A 24,265-nucleotide genomic window follows, 5' to 3' on the forward strand; every position below is an offset into this window, starting at 1 on the left:
CCGGAAACATCCCGTTCCCGTGGCCGATTTCATGCGGCATGGTGACAGGTGGGTACTTTCGAGTGGAGGCAGTGAAATGTCAGCTGCGGTCGGTAGCCCCGTGCCATTCCTCAACATTGTTGATCCCGAGTTCGATTTCGTCGCGCCGGAGGTGATGGCGGCCCAGGCGTCGAGCTGGTACGCGGAAAGCCCGATCGGCGGGCTCGTGCTGCGTTATGCCGAGGGCCGCGCGTTGCTGCGCGACCAGCGGTTCGACCACAACGGCAAGCTCTACCTGGAGCGCAGCGGCGTGGTGGACGGGCCGGTGTACGACTGGTTCGTGCCGATGTTGATCAACCTGGACGGTCCGGACCACCGCCGCCTGCGTGGCCTGGTGGGCAGCGCGTTCACGCCGAGAATGATCGACGATCTCCGGCCGTTCATTCGGGCCAGGGTCGACCAGTTGACCGAGGAGCTCGCCGATGGCGGGGTACGCGATTTCGTCGAGGAATTCGGCGACCCGCTGCCGCTCGCGGTCATGTGCGAGCTGCTCGGCGTGCCGACCGCCGACTACGAGATCTTCCGCGGCTGGACCACCGAGGTCGGTCTGGTCTTCAGCATCGCGCACGGCGGCGACATCCCGGCCAGGGTCGCGGCCGCGCTGGTCGGGCTCAACGACTACGTCTCGTCCCTGATGGCCGACAAGCGGAAAACCCCTGGCGAGGACCTCATCTCCGCGCTGGTGGCGGCCGCGGCCGCGGACGACTCGCTGGCCAGCGAGGAGGAACTGCGCAACCTGATTGTCACCCTGGTGTTCGCCGCGCACGACACCACCCGCCACCAGCTGGCCAACGCGATGGTCACCTTCGCCGAGCACCCCGGGCAGTGGGCGGTGCTCGGCGCGCGGCCCGAGCTCACGGCCCAGGCGGTCGAGGAGGTCATGCGCTGGCAGCCGTCCACGACCATCGCCTACCGGTTCGCCACCCAGGACCTGGAGTTCGCCGGTCTGCGCCTGGCGCGCGACGACGTGCTCACGGTGTGCGTGGCCACCGCCCAGCGCGACCCCATGGCCTTCGACGACGGCGGCACCTTCGACATCACCGTCCCGCGCGCGGCCGCGCCGCTCCAGTTCGGCGCCGGGCCACACCACTGCCTCGGCGCCGCGCTGGCGCGCGCGGAGATCAGCGAGGCGTTACCGGTGCTCGCCGCCCGGCTGGGGCCGCCGGCGATCGCCGGCGAGTGCGTCTGGGGCCCGCCGATGGGCATCCACGGCCCGGAGGTCCTCGAGCTGCGCTTCGGTTAGGTCCCATGCCCTGAATGAGGCATTGGCGACGTTCACCGTCCTGAATGGGGCATTCAGGGCAATGTCAGGCGCGGTGGGTGAGGGTGCCGGCGCGGATGGTCGCGGTGATCGGCAGCTCGCGCAGCTCGTCGGGGGGGAGGGCGGTCGGGTCGCGGGCGGTGAGGACGAGGTCGGCGGGGTCGCCGACGCGCACCGTGGTGCGGCCGCCGGTGCTCGCGGCCAGCGCGTCGGCCAGGGTCAGCGCCTGTTCCGGGTGCCATGGCGGGCGGGCGTCGTCGGTGCGGGTGATGGCGGAGGCGATGCCGTCCCACGGGTCCAGCGGCGCCACCGGGGCGTCCGAGCCGAACTCCAGGACGGCGCCGGCGGCCAGCAGGGCGGCGTAGGGGAAGGCGTTCGCGGTTCGGCCGGTCCAGTGCCGGTCGGCCACGTCGCGGTCGTCCGGGGCGTGTGCCGGCTGCACGCCGGCGGTCACGCCGAGTTCGGCGAAGCGCCGCAGGTCCGCCTGCCCGACCAGTTGCGCGTGTTCCACCCGGCCGCCGGTGCCCAGCGCGGCGAAGGCGTCCAGGGCGATGGTGTTGGCCGCGTCGCCGATGGCGTGCATGGCCGGCGTCAGCCCGTGCGCGTGCGCCCGGCGGGCCAGCGCCACCAGCTCGTCCGGTCCGAGCAGTAGCTCGCCTCGGTAGTCGCCGCCGGGGTAGTGGTCGTGGCAGTAGGCGGTGCGGGTGTTGAGCGAGCCGTCGAGGAACAGCTTCAGCGGGCCGACGGTGAGCAGTCCGCCGCCCGCCGCCAGCACGTCGCCGGTGCGGTGGCCGAGGTCGATCGTCCGGTCGAGGACGGATCTCGCGATGACACAACGGATCCGGGTCGACGGCGGGCGCAGCGCCGCGCGCCTGGACCAGTCGGTGACCGTGTCGGCGTACTCGTAGTCGGCGATCGTGGTGACGCCTCGTGCCGCCGCCGCGTCGGTCGCCGCGAGCACCCACTGGTCGGTGACCTCGGTCGGCGGGGCCGGCAGGGCGGCGGTGAGCGCCATGCACTCGTCCTCGATGAGCACGCCGGTCGGGTGGTCCCGGCCGAGCAGCCGCAGAGCCGCCGAGTTGAGCCACAGCGCGTGCAGGTCGTTGCTGAACAGCGCGGCCGGTCGGTCGGGCAGGGTCCGGTCCAGCACTGTCTTGTGTGGACGGTCGGGCCACTGGCCGGCGTGGAAGTGCGCGCCGAACACCAGATCCGTGCCGGGCGGGGCGTGCTCGGCCATCATCGCGGCGGCCCGCGCCGCCGAGGTCGCCGCGCCGAGCGGGACCCGGCGCCGGGCGCTGGCCCACTGGAGCAGGTGGGCGTGCGCGTCCACCAGTCCAGGCAGCAGGACTCCGCCCCGGCCGTCGATGATCTCACCGCTGATCTCACCGCTGAACTCGCCGCTGACCGGCTCGATGGCGCTGACCCGACCGTGCTCGACCCGTACGGTCGCGCGGCGACCGGTCAGCCCGATGGTGACGTCGTGCAGCACCAGGCCCATCAGTTCGGCAGTTTCACGACCGTGACGAAGAAGTCGTCGATCTGCCGGATCACCTCGATGAACCGCTCGAAGTCGACCGGCTTGCTGACATAGGCGTTGGCGTGCAACGCGTAGCTGCGCACGATGTCCTCCTCGGCCTCCGAGGTGGTCAGCACGACCACCGGGATGAGCCGCAGCTCCGGGTCGTTCTTCAGCTCCGCCAACACCTCCCGGCCGTCGCGGCGCGGCAGGTTGAGGTCGAGCAGGATCAGCCCGGGGCGCGGCGCGTCGGCGTAGTCGCCCTCCCGGTGCAGGAACTGCAGCGCCTGTTCACCGTCGTTCACCACGTGCAGGTTGTTGCGGATCTTGTGGTGCTCAAAGGCTTCCCTGGTCATCAGTACGTCGCCGTCGTCGTCCTCGACGAGCAGCACGTCGACCACGTCGAGCTCGGTCGGCTCAGCCATCAGTGTCCTCTTCCTTTGTTGGTTCGGACTCGGGCAGGGCGGGCAGCGTGAAACGGAACCGGGACCCCGACCGTACTTCGGTGTCCAGCCAGATCGTGCCACCGTGATGCTCGATGATCTTGCGGCACATCGCCAGGCCGATCCCGGTCCCCGGATAGTCGGCCTTGTTGTGCAGGCGTTGGAAGATCACGAAGATGCGGTCGCCGTACTCCGGGTCGATGCCGATCCCGTTGTCGGTGAAGGAGAACTCCCAGAGCTCACCGGTTCGCCGCGCGCTGACGTGTACCTCCGGTGGCTGGTCGCCGTGGAACTTCACCGCGTTGCCGATGAGGTTCTGGAACACCGCGGTCAGCAGCGGCACCTCGGCCCTGACCGTGGGCAGCTGGTCGGCGGTGACGACCGCGCCGGACTGCTCGATCACCGTGGCCAGGTTCGCCTTGGCCTGGGCCAGCACGGCGTCGCCGGACACCGCGACCGCCTCGCGGGCGATGCGCCCGACGCGGCTGAACGCCAACAGGTCGTTGATCAGCTCCTGCATGCGTTTGGCGCCGTCCACCGCGAAGCCGATGTACTGGTCGGCGCGCTCGTCGAGCTGGCCGCCGTAGCGCCGCTCCAGCAGCTGGCAGAAGCTCGCCACCTTGCGCAGCGGCTCCTGCAGGTCGTGGGAGGCCACGTAGGCGAACTGCTCCAGCTCCTGGTTGGAGCGCTCCAGGTCCTGGGTGCGCGCGTCGAGCTCCGCGTGCGCCTGGCGCGCCGCCGCCAGCTCGTGCAGGATCTGCCCGCGCATGCGGTTGACGTCGGCGCCCAGCTCGGTGAACTCCCGGGGTCCGCTCGGCTCGACCTCGTGCAGGAAGTCGCCGTCGGCGACCGTGCGGGCCTCCTCGGCCAGCCGGGACACCGGCCGGGACACCGCGCCCCGCAACAGGACCGCGAGCGTGATGACCACCAGCACGAAGCCGACGGCGATCGCGACGCACACGATGGTGAGGGCGGTGGAGTGGCCGTCGAGGTCGGCGATCGCCGCGTCCCTGGCCTCGACCAGGTTGTCCTGCAGGCGGTTGAGCGCCGCCCGTACGGTGTCGAACAGCCGCTGGCCCTCGGTGGCCTCGTCGGCCGACGGCCGGTCACCCGCCTCGATCATGGCGATCGTCGGGTCGGCGTAGACGGTCCGCCAGGTGTTCGCGCGCTCGGCGATCTGCCGCAGGCTGTTCCTGGCCGCCGGGATGTCGTCGACCAGGTCGTCGAGCTGGCCGGTGGCGTCGCGCTGGGACTCGACGCCACCGACGAACGAGCGGAGCAGGTCCTCGCGCGCGCCGAGCGCGAAGCCGCGCACCCCGGTCTCCTGGTTGACCAGCGCGGCCTCCAGCCGCAGCGACTGCATCAGCGCCGGGTCGATGCGGTGCACGACCCGGTCCTGGGCGTCGGACAGGCTGGTCAGCGACCAGCCGCCGACGATGATCGCCGTGATGGAGAACAACGCGACCGCCGCCACGCTGACGTTGATGATCCGGCGCAACGGCCAGCGGGCGAGGAGGCGCATCCGGTGTTCCTACCCGGATTCCCTGGTCGGCCAGCTGAGCGCGACGACCGCCATGTCGTCGTCGAGCGGGCCGCCGTTGAGCTCGTGCACCCGGCTGATCAGCGCGTCCAGCAGCTGCTCGCCGCGGTGTCCCGCGCGCAGCGTGCGCTCGGTCAGGTCGATGAGCCCGTGGACGTCGAGGCGGCGACGCTCGGTGTGGACCCGGCCGTCGATCAGGCCATCGGTGTACATCAGCAGTGACCAGCCCTCGCCGAGGGTGACCTCGAAGCTGGGCCAGGTGGCCCGCTCGCCGACCCCGATCGGGCTGCGGACCGCCCCCGACAGCTCCCGCACGCCGTCCTCGGTGAGCAGCAGCGGCGGTGGGTGCCCGACCAGGTGGACGCGCGCGGTGGTGCGCTCCGGGGCGATGGAGACCACACACAGCGTGGTGAACAGGTAGGGCCGGAACCGCTCGTGCCGGAACACCTGGTCGACGACCCGGAGCACCTCGGTCATCGGGCGGTCGGCGAGCACCATCGTGCGCCACGCGACCCGCATCGACACGCCGAGCGCCGCCTCGTCCGGGCCGTGCCCGCAGACGTCGCCGACCACCGTGTGCACCCAGCCGTCCGCGGTCTCGACCACGTCGTAGAAGTCGCCGCCGAGCAGCATGCGCTGGCCACCGGGGGAGTAGCGGGCGGCCACGCTGAGGGACTCGTCGGCGACCAGCGGTGTCGGCAGCAGGCCGCGTTCGAGCCGGCCGTTCTCCTCGGCGTAGATCTGTGCCTCGCGGAGCTGGCGCTGCAGCTCCTCCGACCGCTCGCGCTCGACCGCGTAGCGGATCACCCTGGCCAGGCCCTTGCCGTCGACCTGACCCTTGACCAGGTAGTCCTGCGCGCCGACCCGGACCGCCTGCTCGCCGAGGTGCTCGTCGGCCAGGCCGGTGAGCACGACCACGGCGATCTGCGGGGCGTTCTCCTGCAGCCAGCGCAGCCCGTTGAGCTCGTGGGTGTCGGGCAGGCCGAGGTCGAGCAGCACACACGCGGCGCCGGCCAGCGCGCCCTTGGCCTCGGCGAGCGTGCGCGCCCGGTCGAGCTCGACGGCGTCGTCCTGGTCGAACAGCAGCTCCTCGACCAGCAGCGCGTCGCCGTCGTCGTCCTCGATCAACAGCACCCGCGTCTGGTCGGACCTGTCGGTCGGCCGCGTTCTGCTCGCCGCACCGTACCCGGCTGCCATCGGCACCTGCCGTCCTGTCGAGTCTCCGGGTGCCGACCTCCTTCGCGGTCGATACGTGGTGGCGTCATCCTAGTCAGTGGCCGGCGATGTCTCGACTTGTGGTAACCGCGAGTTCACCCGGGTATATCTGGGAAAACGCCTGGTCAGTAGTAGCCGATGGTGCCGTCGAGCAGCTCACGGAGAGTGTCCGCGTGCCCGGCGTGCCGCGCGGTCTCCTCGATCATGTGCAGCAGGACCCACCGCAGACTGGCCGACCCGGCGCGGATGGCGCGGTTGGCGCCGACGTCGTCGAGCGCGTGCGCGGCGACGATCTCGTCGGAGACCGCGCACTGCCGCTCGTAGTCGGCGAGCAGCTCGGCGAGCGTGCTGCCGGTCGGCTGCCAGTCCAGGTCCTCGGTCGTCTCGTCGAACTGCGGGTTGGGGGTGGTCGGGCGGTCGAGGAACAGCACCTCGAACCAGCAGTGCTCGGTCCAGCGCAGGTGCGCCACCAGTCCGGCCATGGTCATCAGCGGTGAGGCCGGCAGCACCGGGCGGTGCGCGTCCTGTTCGGTCAGGCCATCGGCCTTCCAGTGGATGATCGAGCGCTGCATGTTGAGCCAGCCGAGCAGTTGGGTTCGTTCGTCGGCCACGAAATCGGGTCGTACCCGGGGGTGGTTCATGGCTGGTGGACGGTAATGGGGACCAACTCGTGGCCGCATCCGGTTTTCCGGCGGTTCGGCCCTCGATCCGCGGCGGTTGATCGTGATAGGGAGGAGGGATGAGTCGGCGGTGGACAGTCCTGTTGGCACTGGCGCTGGTGGCCGGTGGCTGCGCCGAGCCCGCGGTGCGCCAGCCGGGCCCGCCCGCGTCACCGCGTAGCTATCCGCTGGTCAGCAGGCCGGACCTGGAGCCGCCGAGAGTCTCGGTGCACACCGCCGTCGCCGGTCTCGACCCCGGTTACGTGTTCCTGATGACGCGTTTCGGCGAGCGCGAGCCGGGCGAGACGCAGGCCTACGCGATGGTCGTGGACCGCGCCGGTGAGCTGGTGTGGACCAGGCGGTTCGAGGACGACGGCACCTTTCCCAACGACCTCGAGGTGCAGACCTACCTCGGCGAGCCGGTGCTGACCTACTGGCGGGGCTCCTCGCCGGAGCGCGGCTGGGGCAACGGCGAGTACGTGCTGCTGGACAGCTCCTATCGGGAGATCGCCACGGTGCGGGCCGGCAACGGGTACCAGGCGGACTTCCACGATCTGGTGATCACCGATCGGGGGACCGCCTATCTGCTGGCCTATCCCACGGTGCGCGGGAATCCGGCGGTGCGCGAGGGCGTGCTGCAGGAGGTGGACATCGCGACCGGGCGGGTGCTGTTCGAGTGGCACAGCATCGACCACATCGGACTCGAGGAGTCGGTGGCCGCGGCACCGGACAAGCGGGGGGAGGCCTTCGACTACTTCCACGCCAACTCGGTGGACGAGGCGCCGGACGGCGACCTGCTGGTGTCCGCGCGGCACACCAGCGCGCTGTACCGGATCGACCGGGAGACCGGCGAGGTGGTCTGGCGGATGGGCGGCACGCACAGCGACTTCACGCTGGGGCCCGGCGTCGAGTTCCACTGGCAGCACGACGCGCGCTGGCAGCCGGACGGGCGGATCAGCCTGCTGGACAACGCGTCCAACCTGGACTCGACCGGGCCGCCGTCGCGGGCGCTGACCCTGGCGGTGGACGAGTCGGCCGAGACGGTCCGGGTGGTGGCCGCGCACGCGAACCCGGACGGCGTGACCAGTGGCAGCCAGGCCAACCACCAGTTGCTGCCGACCGGCACCAGCCTCGTCGGCTGGGGCTCCCGGCCGGCGTTCACCGCGTTCGCCGACAGCGGCGCGGTCCTGTTACACGCGTCGCTGCCGGCGGACACGTTCTCCTACCGCGCGCTGCTCGCCGACTGGACGGCCACGCCGGCCGAGCCGCCGATGGCCGCGGTGCGCGAGTCCACTGTGTACGCGTCGTGGAACGGCGCGACGGAGGTGTCCCGGTGGCGGGTGCTGTCCGGCCAGCGCCCCGACCGGTTGACCCCGGCCAGGGCCAGGCCCCGTAGCGGCTTCGAGACCGCGCTCGACCTGCCGCCCGGCGCGGCCTACGTGGCGGTGGAGGCCATGGACCGCGACGGGCAGCCGATGCGCCGGTCGGCGGTCAGCCGGGTTGGCTGACCGGCTCGCGCAGCTTGCGCAGTGGCCCGGGGTACATCCCGGTCTTGATGGCGCCCAGCGTGGCCGGCTTCTTGCCGGCGAGCGGGCGCACCAGGTCGGTGGCGGTGCTCAGCACGGACTGTTCGGCGACCGCGGCGTCGACCAGGCCGGCGGTGGCCGCGTCGGTGCCGCCGAAGCGCCGGCCGGTGGTCATCGCCGCCAGCGCGGTCGCCGGGGTGAGCTTGCTCTGGATCAGCGCGGACATGCCGGGGGTGAACGGGATGTCGATGTCCACCTCCGGCAGGCAGAAGTAGCCGCGGTCGGCGCGCATCACGCGGAAGTCGTGGGCCAGGGCGAGCATCGCGCCCGCGGCGAAGGCGTGTCCCTGGATCGCGGCGACGGTCGGCGCGGGGAAGGCCAGCATCCGGGCCAGCAGCGCCTGCACGTCGCCGACGTAGCTCAGTAGCTGGTCGCCGTGCTGGCCGAGCCATTCCAGGTCGAGGCCGTTGGAGTAGCACTTGCCGGTCGCGGTGGTGACCAGGGCGCGCGGGGTGGCCGCCTCGACCTCGTCCAGGGCGGCGTTGACCTCGGCCAGCCAGTCCGGATGGAACCGGTTCTCGCTGTCGCCGAGATCGAGCACGAACACGTCGGCGTCGCGGGTCATGGTCGGCATCGGCACTCTCCTCGGCAGCGGCAGGTACTCCTCGCGGATGATACTGGCCGGTAACTTCTGGTCGCCGGCGCTCCGGCCACTCGTTCGGGGAGTAGAGGCCAGTTCACCCGTTCCGGTCGCCGGACCTCGGCTACTTTCGGGCTGATCTTCCCCCCGTTGAGAAGGAGTAACAGTGAAACTGTCAGGTCTGGGCGCCGTGATCATGGTGGGTCTTGGGGTCATGGCGCCGCCGGCCGCCGCCGCGGCACCGGCACCGGCACCCGTCGAGTGGGTCGCGGTCGGCGATTCCTACACCGCGGGTGGCTTCGTCGGCACCCCGGAGCCGTCGCTGGACAGTGCGGACCGGGACGGGTGTGACCGAACCGCCGGTGCCTATCCCGCGTTGGTGGCCGGGCGACTGGCGGGCCAGGTGAGCCTGACGAACGTCAGTTGCGGCAACGCCACCGTCACTGACATCGCCGAGACCCGGCAGACTCCGGTCAGCCCGGTGCGTCCGCCAAGTGAGGGCTGGCAGCCGGTGGGGACCCAGTTGGCGCGGGCGGGCGTGAGCGACCAGACCGAGGTCATCACCATCGGCGTCGGCGGCAACAGCATGCCGCTTGGCACCATGATGCTGAACTGTCTGCTCTACGGCACCGGCCAGGACGACGACCAGACACCCTGCCGCGACGCCTACGAGAACGGGGGCTCCATCCTCGACCGCGAGGCGATCCGCGACAAGTTCCACCGGGTCTTCCGGGAGTACCTCCAGATGTTGGAGCAGGTGCGAGAGCAGGCACCGACGGCGAAGGTGATCACCGTCGGCTATCCGACGATCTTCCCGGAGGACGCGGCCAACTGCGTGCGGTCGGACACCACGCAGTTCGCCGCGCGCGTCGAGGGCGCAGACACGACGCTGTCGATGACCCATGGGGACATCCAGTGGCTGCACGGGGTCGTGAACGAGCTCAACGCCATTTTCGAGGACGCCACCGACCTGGTCGACTATGGCTACACCTATGTCGATGCCAGCAGCCAGGGCCACGACGTGTGCCAGCCGGTCGGCACCAGGTGGGTCGAGGGGGTCTGCGGCTCGGCACAGGATTACTGGCCGGCCACGGTCACCCTTGTCGGCGTCACGCTCACCTGTTCGGACGGCACGCGGGCGACGTTGGTGCACCCCAACGCCGACGGCCAGCTGAACACCGCGACCAAGGTGGAGACGGCCGTTCGCGCGGTACTCCAGACACCCTGACCCGACCGGGGTTCGCCCGGCCAGGTGATCATGGCGCGCTCAGCCCGCCGGTTGGTCGCCGGCGACGCAGCATCGGGCGGTGAGCGCACCCCTACCAGCGCCGATGCGGCCCATGCTGGCCGTGGCCGGCCCGCCGCCCGCCGGTGGCGGGGTCAGTGTCGAGTTCAAGTGGGACGGGGTGCGCGCGATCGTCGCGGTGTCCCCTGCCGGGTCGGTACGCGCGCACTCCCGCAACGACCGGGACATCACCCGTTCCTACCCGGAGCTGTTGGCGCTGCCGGAGTCGGTGGACCGGCCGGTGCTGCTGGACGGTGAGCTGGTCGCGCTCGATCAGGACGGTCGGCCCTCGTTCCAGCGGCTGCAGCAACGGATGCACGTCCAGGCGCCCGGCCGGCAGCTGGTCGGCACGGTGCCGGTGGTGCTGTACGTGTTCGACCTGCTGGTGGACGACGGGCACGACCTGACCGACGCCGGCTACCTGGAGCGGCGGGCCCGCCTGGCCGCGCTCGAGCTGAACGACGGGCCGGTGCGCTGCCCGCCGCACTATCTGGACGTCGAGCCGGACACGATGCTGGCGGTCGCGGCCGAGCACGGGCTGGAGGGGGTGGTGTCCAAGCGGGTGGACTCCCGGTACCTGCCGGGTCGCCGGTCCAGGGCGTGGATCAAGACGCCGTTGCGGCAGACCCAGGAGGTGATCGTTGGCGGCTGGACGGCCGGCGGGGGACGGCGGGCCGATGGTCTCGGTTCGCTGCTGATGGGGGTGCGCGACCGGGCGGACGGCAGGTTGCGGTACGTGGGCCACGTGGGCACCGGGTTCAGCGACCGGGTGCTGCGGGACCTGCTGGCGACCGTGCTGGCCATCGAGGTCGCCGAGTCGCCGTTCGACGAGCCGGTGCCGGCCGCGGACGCGCGTGCCGCCCGGTGGGTGCGGCCCGAGCTGGTCGGCGAGGTCGAGCACCGGCAGTGGACACCGGACAACCGGCTGCGCCACCCGAGTTGGCGGGGCCTGCGCCCGGACCGCCGCCCGGACGAGATCACGGCGGCGTTCGGCTAAGGTCCGGCCGATGACCGAACCGCGTCCGTTCCTCGCGCTCCAGGACGGGACGCCCGCTGGCGCGCGCTACCCGCAGACCGTGCACGACCTCGGTGTGCTGCGGGTGCCGTCTGGCCGGCTGGAGGCGTGCGACCCGATCATCATGCTCGGCGAGGGCGTGGTCGTCGATGTCCCGCCCGGCGCCTACCCGGTGCGGCTCACGCGGGTCGTCGAGGACGACGTGGCCGGCGCCGCCTACCTGTCGGTGGTCCTGCGCGACGACCTGGCGGTCGCCAGGGTCCGCACCGTCACCAGCCTGGCTGACCCGGCGGAGCCGGCGTGGGTGGTCACCGACTCCACGGGCATCGGGTTCGTCGACCACGAGGCCGTCGACCGGTGCATGCCGCCCCATCAGGAGCGGGAGGAGCTGATCCTCGACGGCGACCCGCCGCACACGCCGTCGTGGCTGGACCTGCTCGATGACCCGGACCACGTCGGTGCGGACAGCGCGGACATCCGGTTGCCCCTGGCCACCGACGAGGAGAACGTGATCCTGGCCCGCTCGTGGCTGGGCCAGGGCGATCACCTGGTGGTGACCACCCATGCCGCCGACGGCGTGCTGCTCGCGGTCCACCTCGACGCGTCCGCCCACGACCTGGGCTGACCCGCGGTCACGACGTGACCGCCCCCGGCGGCCGGTCGACGATCTCGAACACCGCGGCCTCCCAGGTGAAGCCGCCGCCGATGGCGAAGACCAGGACGTGCTCGCCGGGGGTCAGCGCGCCGGACTCGACCAGGTGGTTCAGGCCGAGCAGCGGGTCGCAGGCGCCAGCGTGCCCGATCCGGCGGCCGTAGTCCCAGGTGCTGCGCGGGACCGGCAGGCCGAACGGGGCGAACAGGATCAGCTCGAGGGTGCGCCGGCCCATGTGTGGCACGACGACATGCTGGATCGCGGTCAGCTCGACGCCGGCCAGGTCGAGGACCTCGGTGAGCACGGCGCGGGTGTTGTCGGCCAGCACCTGGGACAGGCCGCCGCGGCCGACGCGTTCGTCGAGGTGGCGCTTGGCGACCAACCCGTCGATGCTGCCGGTCTGGTCGGCGCTCATGACCTCGAAGCGGATGGCGTCCTCGAACTGGGGCGCCGACCGGTGAGCGCTCGCCACCAGCCGGGCGAACCCGGAGTCGGCGGACAGCACCGCGCCGGCCCCGGCGTCGGCCAGGATCATCCCGGCGGCGGTCCGCCAGCGGTCGAAGCTCGGGCCGGCGAACCGGTCGCCCGCGGTGATCAGCGCGGTCCCGGAGTCGTTGGCGCGCAGCCAGTTCCCCGCGATCTCCAACGCGGCCATGGCCGCGGAGCTGCCCTGGCGCACCTCGAACGCCAGCGCGTCCGTCGCGCCGACGGCGTGTTGCAGATAGCAGCCGACGGCCAGGTGCCGTTGGTCGACCGAGCACGCGTGCGTCAGCAGACCCACCTCCGCCGCGCGTACCCCGGCCCGGTCCAGCGCCGTCACCGCCGCGCGGGCCGCCATCTCCGGCGCGTCGGCGTCCACGCTGACCGCGACCGCCGCGATGTCGATGACCTCCCTGAGCGCGGCGTCGAACCGGCCGGAGGCGATCGCGCTCTCGACGTCGACCAGTTGCGGCAGCCAGGCCCCCGTCGACCGGATGAACAGGTCACCCCCCGGCATCTGGCGCCTCCGCGTCGATCGGCGCCAGCAGGAAGATCCGCAGTGGCCGGCCTGCGCGCTCGGCGTAGTCGACGTAGGCGGGCCACAGCTCGACCAGCTTGCGCCACACGTCGGCGCGCTCGTGCTCGGCCACCACCCTGGCCAGCACCGGGAAGGCCCGGCCGGCGATGGTCACGGTCGCGTGCTGGTCGGCCAGCAGGTTGGCCGACCAGCCGGGATGTTCCCGGCCACCCCAGTTGGAGCCGATGACCACGTACTCCGCGCCGTGGCGGACATAGGTCAGCGGGCTGGTCCTCGACACCCCGCTGCGGCGGCCGAGGGTGGTCAGCAGCAGCGGCGGCATGCCGAGCAGCGCCGTGGCGCTCCACCTGCCCCTGCTGACCCGTTGCAGTAGCCGGTCGAGGCGGACCAGTCGCCTGGCCACCGGGCCGAACCAGCGTCGTCGGCCAAGTGCGCGGACCGTTCTGGTCCGCCAGCCGGTTGTGGAAGAGCGCACGTTCGAACAACACCACATGTCGTGCCGTAACCGCCATCGGGCAGTTGGCTGACGTACGACCACTTTCGTGGCCAACGGCGATGAGGTCGGGGTACTCAGGCGCGCCGGGCGGAGAGTTCGGTCACCCGACCTCCCGTGGCCGACAACGATTTCTGTTTGTTCGGTCTTTGTTTGTTCGGCTATCGGTCTCGGGGCCTGACAGGCTATCGGCTGCTAGACATGTGTCGCCGCTCGCAAACTGACGAGATGAATTCTTGTGCGCAGTTGGCGTGCGCAAACAAATTATGAAGGAGAATTCGCTTGTTGAAATCAACATTGAAACTATGGCGTGCTTCTCTCGTCGCTTCGGTGGCGACGGTCGGTCTGCTCCTGGGGGTGATCTCGTCTGCCACCGCGGTCGCGAGTGCTGGTTCGAGTGACAGATCGGACGGTGTGGTTCAGGTTCTTGCCGAGACCTGCGCGGATGTGTCGGTGAGCTACCGCGGTATCGAACGGGGGTACCTCATCGGCTGTTTCACCGCGTACAAGGACGCCACCGGCCCGTGGGTCGAAGGTTGGTTCAGCGTCTGTGACATCGCGGACGAACCGGAAGAGACCAACATCGTGCGTGCTCAGTTGGTCGCCACCTTCAGTGACGGCAGCTCGCCGCCGCAGTACGGGACCCAGGGCTGGTTCTCCGCGCCGGGCGACGGTGCCGGCTGCACATACTACGACTACTCCCAGGACGGGCCGCACAACACCGCGTGGTACGCGCAGTACATGAAGATCACGGTCCAAGCGCCAGGCAAGGCCGAGACGGTGGAGCGCCCTGGATTCTGAGCGGGTCGGGAGTTGGTGGCGGTCTTCGGCGGCGCGGCCGGAGACCGTCACGGCGTGTTTCTCGGTTGCGGCGGCGGTGCGGCACCGGGTTGACGTACGGTCGCTTTCGTGGCTAAAGGCGATGAGGTCGAGGTGCTCGAGGTAGCCGGGCACGCCGTACGGATCACCAACCCGGGCAAGGTGTTCTTTCCCGAACGAGGCGAGACGAAGCTCGACCTCGCGCGGTACTACCTCGCGGTGGCGCAGCCGCTGTTGGCGGCCATGGGCGGGCGGCCGGTGATGCTCCAGCGCTTCCCCAACGGCGTCGGCGGGTCGTCGTTCTTCCAGAAACGGGTGGCCGCGACCAAGGCGGACCCGTGGCTGACCACGGCCACGGTCTCGACCCCGAACGGCACGACCTCCTCCGCGCTGGTGGCCGTCGACCTGGCGCACGTGCTGTGGGCGGTGAACATGGGCTGCCTCGGGTTCCACGTCTGGCCCAACACCGCCGCCGACCCCGAGCACGCCGACGAGCTGCGGGTCGACCTGGACACCGGGCCGGGCGTGACGTTCGCGATGCTGCGTGAGGCCGCCGCCGAGACCAGGGCGCTGCTCGACGAGCTCGGCATCGCGAGCTTCCCGAAGACCACCGGCAACCGGGGCATCCACGTCTACGTCCGGCTGGCGCCGCACTGGGACGGCTACACCGTGCGCGCGGCGTCGGTGGCGCTGGCCCGCGAGCTGGAGCGGCGCCGGCCCGACCTGCTGACCGCGTCCTGGTGGAAGGAGGAGCGCGGCGAGCGGGTGTTCGTCGACTTCAACCAGAACGCACCGCACCGCACCGTGTTCGGCGCCTGGTCGGTGCGTGCCAACCCGCACGGCCAGGTGTCCGCCCCGTTCGGCTGGGACGAGCTGGCGACGGTCGAGCCACCGGAGCTGACCATCGCGACCGTGCCCGCGCGGGTGGCCGAGCACGGCGACCCGTGGGCGGCGATGACCCCCCAGTCGCTCGACCCGCTGCTCGCGCTGCACGAGCGGGACATGGCCGACGGCCTGCAGGACGCGCCGTGGCCCCCGGTCTACCCGAAGATGCCGAACGAACCGCCCCGGGTCGCCCCGAGCAGGGCCCGCAAGGACGCCGACTAGAACCCGCCAACTGCCCTGAATGGGTCATTCGGGACGCCCAACGTCCCAAATGACCCATTCAGGGCGTCACGTACTGCCGGCCGGAGTCGTCGGCCGGGTGGCCGTAGGAGGTCAGGAAGTAGTTGGGGCCGCGGCGCTGGACCTGGTCCTGGTCGAGGAACGGCGCGGCGAGGTCGGCCCGGACGAAGAACGCGTTGACGCCGGCCAGCTCGCAGTGCACCAGCCGGTAGCCCTTGGTCTGGCCGAGCGCGACCAGCGCGCCGAGGGAGGCGCCGAAGAACTCGGTCCCCGACCACGGCCCGGCGTCGGCCGGCTGGACGAGCGACTCGGCCGGCGGCAGCGCGGCGTTGTACTCGATCACCACCACGCGCGGCCGGTAGCCGGTCAGCGCCCGCCAGACCCAGTAGTCGCCGCCGTCGATGTCGATGGAGACCACGTCGGGCTCCTCGGGCACCCGGCCGAGCGCGAACAGCTCGCCCACCCGGTCCGGGGTGACCGTCGCGTGCAGCGTGGTGACGCCGTCGTGCCACCGGTACTTCTGGTGCAGCAGGTGGTTGGCGGCGCCGTCGGCCTCCATGAACAGCCCTCGCCAGCCGGCCACGTCGGCCAGCGCGACGCAGTTGCCCTCCCGGCCGGACTCGACGCCGAACTCGACGAACCAGCCGTCGGTGACGCCGATCCGGCGCAGGATCTCGACCAGCACCCCGTCCTCGCCGTTCTGGGAGAACAGCTGGTACTCGTGGCCGGTGAGCCCCGGCTCGGCCGCGGCCGAGCCAGGGTGGGCGCCGACCTGGCGCAGGCGGCGGGTGTACTCGGGCAGTGCGGCGTACACCGCGCCCGCGCGACGGAGGTCGGACTCACTGAACACGCGCGGGAATCTACCGGCGGGCCACCAGCACGGTGTCGTTGACGTGCTCGGTGCCCGGCGGGGGCGGGGAGACCCTCGGCCGGATCTCGGCGGTGAGAATCGTCCAGTCCCTGGCCAGCAGCGCGTGCAGCTCCTCGTGGTCGTAGTACTGGCTCGGGTCGAACTCCGGGTGGTGGTTGTGTTCGTGGCCGGTGAGGTCGTGGCCGCCGATGAGCAGCGTGCCGCCTGGGGCGACCGCGGCCAGCACGCCGGTGAGCGTCGCGTTGTCCGGCTCGTGCGGGATGGGGAAGTACTGCGCCGAGACGAGGTCGAACGCGCCGGCCGGTGGCGGGGTGGTGGCGAGGTCGCCGTGGGTCCAGCGCACCCGGTCGGCGAGCCCGGCGGCGGTCGCGGCCTTGGCGGCCCGGTCGAGGGCGACGCGGGAGATGTCCACGCCGGTCACCGTCCAGCCGCGCTCGGCCAGCCAGAGCGCGTCCGCGCCCTCGCCGCAGCCGAGGTCCAGCGCCCGCCCGGCGGCCAGCCCGGCCGCCTCGGCGACCAGCACATCGTTCGGCCGCCCACTCCAGAGCATCGTCTCGCCGCCGTACATGTCGTCCCAGAACTGTTGATCCATACCCACCACCCTGCGCCCCCAGGCCCCGCCACAGCAACTCCCGTTGCCAACCCAGCAACACGTCCCGGCGTGCAGTGAAGGGACCCTTCGCTGCGGTGGGTCAGACCGGGCGGGGGGACAGGGTGGTGCGTTCTACGCCGGTGGTGGGGTGGTGGGACTGGCCGTCGGGGGTGACGGCGACGATCACCCAGGGGCAGACCTGTTGGGGTTCGACGTTCGGGGGTGCGCAGATCAGGGTGCCCATGCTGAAGGTCTCCAGCTCGGGGGTGCTGGGGTCCCGGTCGCGGTTGATCTCCGGGTCGCCCTTCTGCTCGCAGTCGGCCGCGCGCTGGTCGGTGAACTCGCCCTGGATGTTGATCCGGGTGACCGTGTTGCCGTTGCCGCACCAGTCGACGGTGTGCACGTAGGTCCATCTGGACGTGTCGTCGGCGGATTCGGGCACGGTGACCGACGTCTTCCAGCAGCCGCTGGCCGGTGCCTCGTCGGCACCCGCCGCGGCCGCGCCGGCCACCGCCGCGCCGGCGAGCACGACCACGGCGACACAACTCATCAGTAGACGTTTCATGGCGAGAACTCCCCTTGGGTCGGGTTGTGCTGAACGTGTGGCATTCGGTGCCGACGGCGGTCCGGTTTGGCCGAACTCGGTGGAAACTAAGGTGGTTGGTCCAACAACGCGGCCGCCCTGGCGGCCAGCGCGCCGTAGCCGGCCCGGTTGGCCATGGCCAACGCCCGGTGCGCGTGGCTCCGGTCGCCGGTCACCGTCGCGATGCTGACCAGCGTGTCGCACTCGGGGTAGCGCTCGCCGGTCTCCCTGGCCAGCTCGAGCGCCGCCCGCAGGTGGCGCACGGCGTCGGCCTGGCGACCGAGCCGGTGCTCGACGGTGGCCAGCACGTGCAGCGACTCGGTCTCCGTGCGCGGGTCGCCGAGGTCGCGGGCCAGTGCCAGCGCGGCGTGCGCCAGGTCGTGCGCGGCGGCCAGCCGGCCGGCGTCGCGCATGGCCGCGGCCAGCTGCCGGCGGGTGTCCGCCTCGCCGTAGCGGTCGCCAGCCTCCCGGTGCATGGTGAGCACCTGGTCGAGCAGCTCGCGAACGTCCTGCCCGAGCGCGTGCCGCACCCGGGCGAGGCTGCCCAGGGTGATCGCCTCGCCGTAGCGGGAGCCGACCTCACGGTGCAGTTCCAGCGCCCGCACACAGCTACGCTCGGCCAGCCGCAGCTCGCCGCGCTCCCAGTGCACCATGCTCAGGTTGGCCAGGGTGACGGCCTGACCGGCGAGCTGCCCGGTGCGCACGCTCACCGCCAGCGCGCGGTCGAGGTGCGCGACCGCGGGCCGGAGCCTGCCGGCCTGCCAGTACATGCAGCCGAGGTTGACCAGGATCGCGGCGTGCCCGACCGGCCAGTCGGCCCGGCGGGCGAGCACCAGCGCCCTGGCGTAGTGCTCGACCGCCTCCCGGTAGCGGCTCTGCCGCTGACACAGGTCGGCGAGGCTGAGCCGGGCGGCGGCCTGCGCGCGCTCGGCCCCGGCGGTCCGCGCGGCCGCGAGCGCGGCCTCGGCCACGGCCAGCCAGTCCACCCACTGGTGGGACAGCCAGAAGTACCCGCGCAGCGCGTCGGCCAGCAGCCAGGCCGCCTCGTACGGGCCGGCGACCGCGGCGTGCCGCACGGCGGCGACGATGTTGGCCCGCTCGCTGTCCAGCCAGCCCGACGCGTCCGCCTGGCCGGCGAAGGCCCGTTCCTGGCTCGCGGTCAGCGGCAGCCGCAGCATGTGCGGGTACAGCACGCGCGCCGCGGAGTCCACAGTGGACAGATACCAGTCGAGCAGCCGGTCGATGGCCGACGCGCGCTCGGCCTCCCGGTCGTGCGCGGTCGCCTGCTCGATCGCGTAGCGGCGCAACAGGTCGTGGAAGCGGAACCGGCCGGGCGCGTGCTGTTCGACCAGGTGCGCGCCGGCGAGCCGGTCCAGCAGCCGGCCGGCGTCCGGCGCGGCGACGACCGCGGCGGCGGCCTCGGTGCCGATGTCGGTGCCGGGCACCAGCCCGAGCAGCCGGAACAGCCTGCGTGCGGCGGCCGGCAGCGCGGCGTAGGACAGCTCGAAGGCGCCGCGCACCGCGGCCTGCTCGTCGCCGTGCACCTCCAGCGCGGTCAGCGGGTTGCCCTCGCGCAGCTCGAGGACCTGGTCGGCGATGCCGTGCCCGGGGTTGCCGGCGAGGTTGGCCGCGGCGATCCGCAGCGCCAGCGGCAGGAACACGCACAGCTTGGCCAGCTCGCCGACGGCCTCCTGCTCGCCCCGGACCCGGTGCTCGCCGAGCAGCTCGGTGAGCAGCGCCTGTGCCTCCTCCGGCGCCAGCACGTCCAACGGCAGCGCGCGGGCGCCGTCCACGGCCACCAGGCCGACCATGCGGTCGCGGCTGGTCACCAGCACCGCGCAGCCCGGCCCGCTTGGCAGCAGCGGACGGACCTGGTCGGGCCGGGCGGCGTTGTCCAGCACCACGAGCACCCGCCGGTCGGCCAGCATGGTGCGGTACAGCGCGGACGCGGCCGCCAGGTCGGTCGGCACCTGCTCGGCCGGCACCCCGAGCGCCGGCAGGAACCGGGCGAGCACCTCGATCGGCCGGGCGGGCGGGGCGCCGGGGGAGTGGCCGCGCAGGTTCGCGTACAGCTGCCCGTCGGGGAACCGCTCGCGCGCGTGGTGGGCCCAGTGCACGGCCAGCGCGGTCTTGCCGACCCCGCCGGCACCGGAGACCACCGCGACGGCCACCGCCCGCCGGTCGCCCGCCCGCAGCAGGGTGTCCAGTGTGGACAGATGGCCGGCGCGGCCGGTGAAGCCGTGCACGTCCGGCGGCAGCTGGGCCGGGCCGGCCGGCCGTGCCGGGGCCGGCGCGGGTGGCTCGTCGTCGCGCAGCAGCGCCGCGTGGGCCGCGGTGAGGTCCGGGCCGGGGTCCACGCCGAGCTCGTCGGCCAGCCGCGCGCGCACCGCGTGGAAGGTCTCGAACGCCGTGGCGCGCTGGCCGACCGCGTGGTGCGCGCGGATCAGCCTGGCCTGTGTCGGCTCGTCCAGCGGCTGCTCGGTGGCCGCCTCGGCCAGCGCCACCAGCACGTCGGCCGCGCGCCCGGTGGCGATCATGGCGTCGCCGTAGCGGGCGAGCGCGGCCCGGCGCTCGGCCGACAGCGAGCGGACCGTCGGATGCTCGGCGAGCAGCGGCACGTCGGCCAGCGGCCGGCCGCGCCACAACCCGAGCGCCTCGGCCAGCACCGCGGCGACGGTCGCGGTGTCGCCTGCCCGGTGGGCCGCGTTGGCTTCGGCGACGAACTGGCGAAACCTCGGCAGGTCCGCCTCGGTCGCGGGCACGTGGAGCGCGTAGCCGCCGCGCACATGCGGCAGCAGGTCGCTGTGGGTTCGGCTCGGCCGGCCGGGTTCCAGCAACCGGCGCAGGTGTTTGACGTGGGTCTGCAGCACGTTGACCGCGCTGGGCGGTGGCCGCTCGCCCCACAGCGTGTCCACCAGCGTCGCGCGGGAGACCGGCTCGCCGCCGGCGAGCAGGAGCAGCCCGAGCACCGCGCGCCTGGCCGGCGGGCCGAGATCCACCTCGTCGTCGCCGTGCCACACCCGCAACGGGCCAAGCACCTGGATCCGCACCCGGGCTCCACCTCCGGCCGAAACTTCGCCGCTTGTGGTCCCCGCGCCGTCGCCGACGTAACCAGGTATTCGCCTAGGTGGCAAGAAAACTGGGACAGATGCCCCGGTTGTGTTACCGGTCGCCGGCTTCGAGTTCTGCCTGCGTGCGCCGGAGCAGTTCGAGGTCGACCCGGCCGGCGGCGATGCCGGCGGCCGAGGTCTCGACCGCCGACACCAGCGGCTCGATCTGCGCGACCGCCGCGTCCCGCTGGGGTTGGGGCACGGCCGCGGCGGCGACCAGTTGCTCGTCGAGCTGGCGGATCTGCTGTTCGACGGTGACCCGGTGCTCGATCTCGGCCGCGTTGCCCAACGGCAGCGCCGCCAGCGACCTGGCCGCGGCGACCAGCCTGCGGTGCAGCTTCGCCTCCGGCGAGTGCGCGCCGGCCCACTCGCGGGGCGCGCCCGGCGCCAGCGTGAGCGCCTCGGTCGCCCGCCTGCGCCCCTTGCGCGCCAGCGCGACGGCGAACCCGAGCACGCCGAGGACGACCAGGACGATCACCACGACGAGCGCGGTGCCCATGTCAGCCTCCTCGTGACTGGTACAGGAAGAACACGCCGGCGACCACGATCAGCGCGACCAGCACCGCGATGGTGACCTTGATCTTGCTGATCGGCCGCCTGCCCTGGACCTCGCCGGTGACCCCGTTGATGCACACCTGGAACGGCTTGCCCTCGTACACCACGGTCAGCAGCCAGACGGGCAGCAGCAGGTACTTGAAGCGCATGTCCCGCCAGTGCGAGTTCTTCGAGTGCACCCGCTGCTGGTTGCCGCCGATGTCGCGGCGGACGGTGCGGTCGATCTCCGCCTCCATCCGCTGCTTGGCCGGCTCGAAGCACTGCTCGGCGGTGTGGTCGTAGGTGCGGGCGAGGTGGCCGGCGACGTACTCCGCCGAGTACGGCCGGGCCTGCTGGGTCGGCCACGGCTCGAGCGCGGCCACCTTCTTCTCGTCCAGCCCGGTGTTCGCCATGATCGGGATGTCGTCGAAGGAGTTGTGCACCCGGCCGGACTTGGGCGTCCAGCGGATCCTGGTCTCCGTGCGCTGGTTGTCGCCGGAGCCGACGGTGACCGTGTAGGTGGTGCCGCGCTCACCCCGGTAGTCGGTGTCGGCGGTGGCGTCGAAGGTGAAGTAGGCGATGTAGACGCTCGCGAACGACCCGGCCTCGCTGTACTTCTTGAACTCCGTCGGCGCGAACCAGCGGCTCTTGATCCACTTCTCGACGACCTCGCGGGCGACCGGCTGCGCGACCTGGAAGGGCAGCACGGCGTCGACCGGCAGCCGGTCGGGCGCGTCGTGGATGTCGTCGCGCTGGATCGGGGTCGTGCAGTACGGGCAGCGGGTCGCGGTCAGCGTGCCGCCGAAGGTGGTGTGCCCGCCACAGTTCTGGCAGACGATCTCCTTCTCCGCGCCCGGCTGGACCTGCGCCCGCGCCCGCTCGGAGTTGATGTTGCGCAGGTCGTGCTCGACGACCTTGCGGCCGGCGTCCTCGATGATCGGCTGTTGGTTGCCGCAGCTCGGGCACTGCAGCAGCTGGGCGGCGATGTCGAACACCAACTGCGCGCCGCACTGGTGGCACGGGTAGGTGCGGGTCTGCTCGGTCACATGCCTGGTCGCCCGCAGCGCCTGCTCGGACTGGGGGTGACCAGGAGGCGGCCCCTGCTGCGGCCCACCGGGCATGGGCGGTGGCCCGCCATACTGTGGTCCGCCGGGCATGGGGGGTGGCCCGCCATGTTGTGGTCCGCCGGGCATCGGCGGTGGTCCGCCAGGCAACGGGGGCGGTCCGCCCTGGTGTTGGCCGCCGGGCATCGGTGGCGGTCCACCGTGCTGCGGTCCGTTGGGCAGCGGCGGGGTGCCGTAGGGCGGTTGCCCACCGGGCAGTGGCGGTGGCCCGCCGGGCCCGGTCACGCGTTGTCCGTCCGTGGGGCACCCGGCAGCGGTGGCGGCCCGGCCGGGGCGAACAGCGCGGCGATCGCGGGCACCGTCTGCGCGGCCGCCCAGCCCGGCATCCCGTTGGTCCACACCAGCGACGCCGGCGTGAGCTGCCCGCCAGCGACGAACGGCCGCAGCTGGTCGGGCGTGAACGGCCCGGACGCCTGACCGTTGATCTCCACATGGAACTGTTGGGCCGCCGGCAGCGGTGGCGGCCCGGCGGGCGCCTGCGGCGCGACCCCGCCCGCCATCATGTTGCCCATCTGCTGGCCAAGCGCCATGCCGATGCCGGCGCCCATCATGCTGCCGGCGCCCCCGCCGGGGTTGCGCGCCGCCTCGACCATGGCCTCGGCGGCCGCGCCCTGCTGCAGCCGGTCCATCGGGCCGACGTTGTCCAGGTATCGGGCCTGCTCAACCCCGCGGGCGACGCCGCGGGTCATCGCCTCGGTGACCTCCTCCGGCAGCGTGATGGTCATCACGATGTCGTCGATCTTGAGGCCGAACTCGTCGTCGACGCGCTCCTGCACGTAGTGCTTGAGCTTCTGGGCCAGCTCGGACTGCTTGCCCTGCAGGTCGATCACCCCGAGCTTGGACTCGAGGACCATGTCCGAGAACGCCTGGGTGATCACCCGGCGCAGCAGCTCGGCGATCTCGTCGGTGCTGACCGAGGAGTCGGTGCCGATCACCTCGCGGAGGAAGATCTCCGGGTCGGCGATGCGCAGCACGCACAGGCCGTTGGCGCGCACCTGGACCATGGTGAAGTCGGGGTCGCGCACGGTGACCGGGCTCGGCGTGCCCCAGCGCAGGTCGGTCACCGGGCGGGTGTTGACGAAGTACACCTCGCTGCGGAACGGGCTGCGGAACCCGTGCTCCCAGCCCTGCAGGGTGGACAGGATCGGCATGCTCTCGGTCACCAGCTGGTAGTGACCGGGACCGAACTGGTCGGCCAGCTTGCCGCGGTAGACGAACACCGCCCGCTGGCCCTCGCGGACGATCAGCTCGGCGCCGTTCTTGATCTCGTTCTGGTAGCGGGGGAACCGCCAGGCCAGCGTCGAACGGCTGTCGTCGAGCCATTCGATGATGTCTACCAGCTCACCTTTGAGCTTCGAGATGATCCCCATGCCGTTCCTCCCGTTATGGCACGCCGCCTGCCGACCGTGAGTCTAGGTGTGTGCCGACCCGTCCGGAGCCGAAGGTCGAATGTCGGCACAATCGACCGTGGCGCTGGGTAGCATCCGGCCACATGGTCGAACGTTCTGGGGTAACGCGCCGCGTGCTGTCCGTGGTTGTCGGTGCCGTACTGACTGCTGTCATGACACTGTCCGCCTGTTCGTCCGAGGACGAACCGACACCACCCGGTGGCGACACCTCGGCGAAGCCGGACGCCACGGGAGGCTCCGCGCTGGAGAAGCTGTCCGGCGACCAGTTGTGTGAGCTGTTGCCGTCGGCGTCGATCGAGCGGGACCTCGCCACCACGGTGGAGGAGAGCGAAAGCACGGAGCGGGGCCGGGCGCCCGCGATGGAGACACCCTATTTCCTGACGCGCGAGTGCGACTACAAGACCAGCACGTTCAACCTGTCGACGGAGGTGAACTCCGAATGGGACGAGGACGCCGCCGACAAGGACGTGCTCGACTCCGTGTTCACCGATCCGACGGTGGAGAACCCGACTCCCGGTGAGTACGAACAGGTGCCCGACCTCGGCACGGTCGCCGGTTTCGGTCCCGACGCCGTGCTGGCCGGCGCCGATGTCGCCGGCGTGAAACTCGGCGTGGTGTTCACCATCGGCGAGGAGCGTCTGTCGTTGACCGTGCACACCCTGGGAAAGGCCGAGCTGGCGCAACTGCGGCCATTGACCGAGGAGTTGCTGACCGGTCTGCAGGAGACACTTGGCTAGCGGCTGACCGCTCGGGGTTACGCTGAGCGGGCCGTTTTCCTTCGCACAGAATCGCGTCC

General features: G+C 71.8%; 23 protein-coding genes. 8 read left to right on the forward strand and 15 right to left on the reverse strand.

Annotated elements, in window-relative coordinates:
- The first annotated feature begins 100 nt into the window (after positions 1-100).
- A complete protein-coding gene (locus ACYVIP_RS24700; RefSeq protein WP_460400314.1) occupies positions 101-1,282 on the forward strand; it encodes a cytochrome P450 in 1,182 nt (393 codons plus the stop codon).
- A gap of 64 nt (positions 1,283-1,346) precedes the next feature.
- Here ACYVIP_RS24700 and ACYVIP_RS24705 read toward each other — a convergent pair whose 3' ends face one another.
- From ACYVIP_RS24705 to ACYVIP_RS24725, 5 genes are all read right to left on the reverse strand, one after another.
- Positions 1,347-2,801 carry an amidohydrolase gene (locus ACYVIP_RS24705; RefSeq protein WP_460400510.1) on the reverse strand — a complete coding sequence of 485 codons (1,455 nt, stop codon included), beginning with the start codon at positions 2,799-2,801 and terminating at the stop codon, positions 1,347-1,349.
- Complete coding sequence (locus tag ACYVIP_RS24710; RefSeq protein ID WP_460400316.1) at positions 2,798-3,241, reverse strand: response regulator; 444 nt, start codon at positions 3,239-3,241, stop codon at positions 2,798-2,800. Before ACYVIP_RS24710 ends, ACYVIP_RS24705 begins: the two co-directional genes overlap by 4 nt.
- Positions 3,234-4,781 carry a sensor histidine kinase gene (locus ACYVIP_RS24715; RefSeq protein WP_460400318.1) on the reverse strand — a complete coding sequence of 516 codons (1,548 nt, stop codon included), beginning with the start codon at positions 4,779-4,781 and terminating at the stop codon, positions 3,234-3,236. The genes ACYVIP_RS24710 and ACYVIP_RS24715 overlap by 8 nt, the downstream gene beginning before the upstream one ends.
- A 9-nt stretch (positions 4,782-4,790) precedes the next feature.
- A complete protein-coding gene (locus ACYVIP_RS24720) occupies positions 4,791-5,996 on the reverse strand; it encodes a PP2C family protein-serine/threonine phosphatase (RefSeq protein ID WP_460400320.1) in 1,206 nt (401 codons plus the stop codon).
- 143 nt (positions 5,997-6,139) lie between these two features.
- The gene (locus tag ACYVIP_RS24725) at positions 6,140-6,625 is read right to left on the reverse strand and encodes a DinB family protein (RefSeq protein WP_460400322.1); all 486 of its coding nucleotides are present in this window, start codon (positions 6,623-6,625) and stop codon (positions 6,140-6,142) included.
- A gap of 128 nt (positions 6,626-6,753) precedes the next feature.
- Here ACYVIP_RS24725 and ACYVIP_RS24730 point away from each other — a divergent pair, with 128 nt between their 5' ends.
- Positions 6,754-8,181: an arylsulfotransferase family protein gene (locus tag ACYVIP_RS24730; RefSeq protein ID WP_460400324.1), complete on the forward strand. Its 1,428-nt coding sequence runs from the start codon at positions 6,754-6,756 to the stop codon at positions 8,179-8,181.
- On the opposite strand, the gene ACYVIP_RS24735 is transcribed toward ACYVIP_RS24730, so the two are convergent.
- Complete coding sequence (locus tag ACYVIP_RS24735; protein WP_460400326.1) at positions 8,165-8,833, reverse strand: enoyl-CoA hydratase-related protein; 669 nt, start codon at positions 8,831-8,833, stop codon at positions 8,165-8,167. The two genes, ACYVIP_RS24730 and ACYVIP_RS24735, sit on opposite strands and share 17 nt — an antisense overlap.
- Positions 8,834-9,005: 172 nt before the next feature.
- Between ACYVIP_RS24735 and ACYVIP_RS24740 the strand changes: the two genes are divergently transcribed.
- The 3 genes from ACYVIP_RS24740 (at position 9,006) to ACYVIP_RS24750 (ending at position 11,764) form a co-directional block, all read left to right on the forward strand.
- Positions 9,006-10,067 (forward strand): SGNH/GDSL hydrolase family protein, encoded by a 1,062-nt coding sequence (locus ACYVIP_RS24740; RefSeq protein ID WP_460400328.1) that lies wholly within the window; start codon positions 9,006-9,008, stop codon positions 10,065-10,067.
- A 79-nt stretch (positions 10,068-10,146) separates the two neighbouring features.
- A complete protein-coding gene (gene ligD / locus ACYVIP_RS24745; RefSeq protein ID WP_460400330.1) occupies positions 10,147-11,121 on the forward strand; it encodes a non-homologous end-joining DNA ligase in 975 nt (324 codons plus the stop codon).
- A gap of 10 nt (positions 11,122-11,131) precedes the next feature.
- Positions 11,132-11,764 (forward strand): hypothetical protein, encoded by a 633-nt coding sequence (locus tag ACYVIP_RS24750; protein WP_460400332.1) that lies wholly within the window; start codon positions 11,132-11,134, stop codon positions 11,762-11,764.
- A 7-nt stretch (positions 11,765-11,771) separates the two neighbouring features.
- Here the strand turns inward: ACYVIP_RS24750 and ACYVIP_RS24755 are convergent, their stop codons facing one another.
- Both ACYVIP_RS24755 and ACYVIP_RS24760 read right to left on the reverse strand, forming a co-directional pair.
- A complete protein-coding gene (locus ACYVIP_RS24755; protein ID WP_460400334.1) occupies positions 11,772-12,788 on the reverse strand; it encodes a ketoacyl-ACP synthase III family protein in 1,017 nt (338 codons plus the stop codon).
- Positions 12,775-13,284: a nitroreductase family deazaflavin-dependent oxidoreductase gene (locus tag ACYVIP_RS24760; protein ID WP_460400336.1), complete on the reverse strand. Its 510-nt coding sequence runs from the start codon at positions 13,282-13,284 to the stop codon at positions 12,775-12,777. The genes ACYVIP_RS24755 and ACYVIP_RS24760 overlap by 14 nt, the downstream gene beginning before the upstream one ends.
- Before the next feature lie 300 nt (positions 13,285-13,584).
- Between ACYVIP_RS24760 and ACYVIP_RS24765 the strand changes: the two genes are divergently transcribed.
- Entirely contained in the window at positions 13,585-14,103 is a 519-nt protein-coding gene (locus tag ACYVIP_RS24765; RefSeq protein WP_460400338.1) for a hypothetical protein, read from the forward strand.
- A 108-nt stretch (positions 14,104-14,211) separates the two neighbouring features.
- Entirely contained in the window at positions 14,212-15,228 is a 1,017-nt protein-coding gene (gene ligD / locus ACYVIP_RS24770) for a non-homologous end-joining DNA ligase (protein WP_460400340.1), read from the forward strand.
- A 58-nt stretch (positions 15,229-15,286) separates the two neighbouring features.
- On the opposite strand, the gene ACYVIP_RS24775 is transcribed toward ligD (ACYVIP_RS24770), so the two are convergent.
- The 7 genes from ACYVIP_RS24775 to ACYVIP_RS24805 all read right to left on the reverse strand — a co-directional run bounded on the left by ACYVIP_RS24775 (position 15,287) and on the right by ACYVIP_RS24805 (position 23,430).
- A complete protein-coding gene (locus ACYVIP_RS24775; RefSeq protein ID WP_460400342.1) occupies positions 15,287-16,096 on the reverse strand; it encodes a hypothetical protein in 810 nt (269 codons plus the stop codon).
- Between the two features lie 10 nt (positions 16,097-16,106).
- Positions 16,107-16,709: a class I SAM-dependent methyltransferase gene (locus ACYVIP_RS24780; protein ID WP_460400344.1), complete on the reverse strand. Its 603-nt coding sequence runs from the start codon at positions 16,707-16,709 to the stop codon at positions 16,107-16,109.
- Between the two features lie 100 nt (positions 16,710-16,809).
- Positions 16,810-17,274 carry a hypothetical protein gene (locus ACYVIP_RS24785; RefSeq protein WP_460400346.1) on the reverse strand — a complete coding sequence of 155 codons (465 nt, stop codon included), beginning with the start codon at positions 17,272-17,274 and terminating at the stop codon, positions 16,810-16,812.
- A gap of 86 nt (positions 17,275-17,360) precedes the next feature.
- Entirely contained in the window at positions 17,361-20,342 is a 2,982-nt protein-coding gene (locus ACYVIP_RS24790; protein ID WP_460400348.1) for an AfsR/SARP family transcriptional regulator, read from the reverse strand.
- 112 nt (positions 20,343-20,454) lie between these two features.
- Positions 20,455-20,901, reverse strand: coding sequence for a hypothetical protein (locus tag ACYVIP_RS24795; protein ID WP_460400350.1), 447 nt, complete (start codon positions 20,899-20,901; stop codon positions 20,455-20,457).
- A gap of 1 nt (position 20,902) precedes the next feature.
- Complete coding sequence (locus ACYVIP_RS24800; RefSeq protein WP_460400352.1) at positions 20,903-22,057, reverse strand: TFIIB-type zinc ribbon-containing protein; 1,155 nt, start codon at positions 22,055-22,057, stop codon at positions 20,903-20,905.
- 224 nt (positions 22,058-22,281) lie between these two features.
- Positions 22,282-23,430 carry an SPFH domain-containing protein gene (locus ACYVIP_RS24805; protein ID WP_460400354.1) on the reverse strand — a complete coding sequence of 383 codons (1,149 nt, stop codon included), beginning with the start codon at positions 23,428-23,430 and terminating at the stop codon, positions 22,282-22,284.
- Positions 23,431-23,621: 191 nt separating this feature from the next.
- On the opposite strand from ACYVIP_RS24805, the gene ACYVIP_RS24810 reads away from it, so the two are divergent.
- Entirely contained in the window at positions 23,622-24,206 is a 585-nt protein-coding gene (locus ACYVIP_RS24810; RefSeq protein WP_460400356.1) for a hypothetical protein, read from the forward strand.
- The last annotated feature ends 59 nt before the right edge of the window (positions 24,207-24,265 follow it).

Source organism: Actinophytocola sediminis (genome assembly GCF_054779715.1).